This window comes from Synechococcus sp. WH 5701 (assembly GCF_000153045.1).
GTDB lineage: Bacteria > Cyanobacteriota > Cyanobacteriia > PCC-6307 > Cyanobiaceae > Regnicoccus_A > Regnicoccus_A antarcticus.
This window is the reverse complement of the sequence record NZ_AANO01000061.1, coordinates 1-1,554: the sequence shown is the minus strand read 5'-3', so window position 1 is coordinate 1,554 and position 1,554 is coordinate 1. Positions and strand designations below refer to the sequence as shown.

The 1,554-nt window shown below is 48.1% G+C and carries 1 protein-coding gene and 1 pseudogene; both read left to right on the top strand.

Annotated elements, in window-relative coordinates; translation table 11 throughout:
• A pseudogene (mpeA, locus tag WH5701_RS00335) lies at positions 1–131 on the top strand (class 2 C-phycoerythrin subunit alpha); the annotation flags it as partial.
• Between the two features lie 233 nt (positions 132–364).
• Positions 365–1,249 (top strand): phycobilisome rod-core linker polypeptide, encoded by an 885-nt coding sequence (locus tag WH5701_RS16150; protein WP_006169798.1) that lies wholly within the window; start codon positions 365–367, stop codon positions 1,247–1,249.
• The last annotated feature ends 305 nt before the right edge of the window (positions 1,250–1,554 follow it).

Genomic DNA, 1,554 nt, shown 5'->3' with positions numbered 1-1,554 from the left:
TCGACGCTGGCACCTACGTGGCTGGTTTCTCCCAGATGCGTAACGACGGTTGCGCCCCTCGCGACATGAGCCCCCAGGCTCTGACCTCCTACAACCAGTTGCTGGACTACGTGATCAACTCACTGGGCTGATCAATCAGCCTGGTTGTTGTTAAAACACAGCAAACAAAGGGGTGGGCAATGCCCACCCTTTTTTTTACCAATTGCAAGCAACAATCAACCGAAAGTCTCTGACATTTTATTTAGCCAACAAATAAAGCTTGAATCTCTAGAGAACGTCACTTTGACCAAAAGGTTTTTACAAGACCTGTAATTCCTTCAGGGAGATGTGACGAACCGTCCACAACATCACCCCCTCACAAATCATGCTCGGCACAGAAACCAGCCTGAAGTCTCTCACTTCGGCTACTCGAACCGGACCCGCTGCTTTCTCCACACAAAGCAAAGCCGGTAAAAACACAGCACACCGAACAGTCGCAGGAGTACGCGCTGAGTACAAGCGTCAGCACTGTGCATCGATGGGGATTGGAATTGGGCCCCGCTTGCACGCCGAATGCCCCTTCGGATCAGTGTTTGATCAGTACAATCCAGACAATGCAGCAGCTCTTGAGCGAGTGATCGCGGCTGCTTATCGTCAAGTACTAGGTAACCTGCACCCCAGAGAAAGCCAAAGAGAAACGTCACTTGAGGCGCGACTATTGAACGGTGAAATCACTGTTCGTGACTTCGTAAACGGTTTGGCTAAGTCTGATTTTTACAAATCAAACTTCTTCCATTCAGTTGGTGCCCAGCGTGGAGTCGAATTGAACTTCAAGCATTTACTTGGCCGAGCACCTCTGAACCAAGCAGAAGTTCAAGACCACATCAAGCTACAGGCTGAAGAAGGTTTTGACGCCCTAATCGACAAACTGACCGATTCTGCTGAATACACAGAAGTCTTTGGTTCGGACATCGTTCCTTACGAAAGAACTCACGATTCATATGCTGGAATGTTCACACGTTCCTTCAATCTGATGCGGGAACTTGGTGGCACGAAGGTTGCCGTCAGCGACAACGCACAAGGTCGCAACAGCCGCACCATCAACCCTCTTGCCATTGCTGCACGGGAAGATTTAAAACCTTCTCCTTTCTTCAGCTATACGGCAATCACTCGGACACCTGCCAAACTTCCCCAACAGCAGTACACAGGGCACAATCCACCGAAGATGACGGATTACGTGGCTTTCCGTCCATTTGGCTGCCACTTCTGATCCATTAAAGATCAAGAGAAAGCAGACACACGCCCTCAACCCTTCCATGTATATGGAAGGGTTTTTTATATTCTTTCATTACAACAAAAGAGTTCTTCCTTAACAATGATGAACTAGATTTAGTTCAGATACTCATCAAGAGGACTGTGGCCGCAGAAGCTTCAAATCATCCAATCAACGCGGCCGAGCAACTCACAGAGCAAGAAGCTTACGAATTAGCAGAGGAGTTAAAACAGAAACTCACAGAGAAGATAATACCCAGTTCCAATCAAGAATCAATCAAAAAAATGGTGGCCGGACTCGGG

Coding starts and splice junctions, on each gene's coding strand:
- WH5701_RS16150 (WP_006169798.1), top strand. CDS start 365: ATGCTCGGCACAGAAACCAGCCTGAAGTCTCTCACTTCGGCTACTCGA.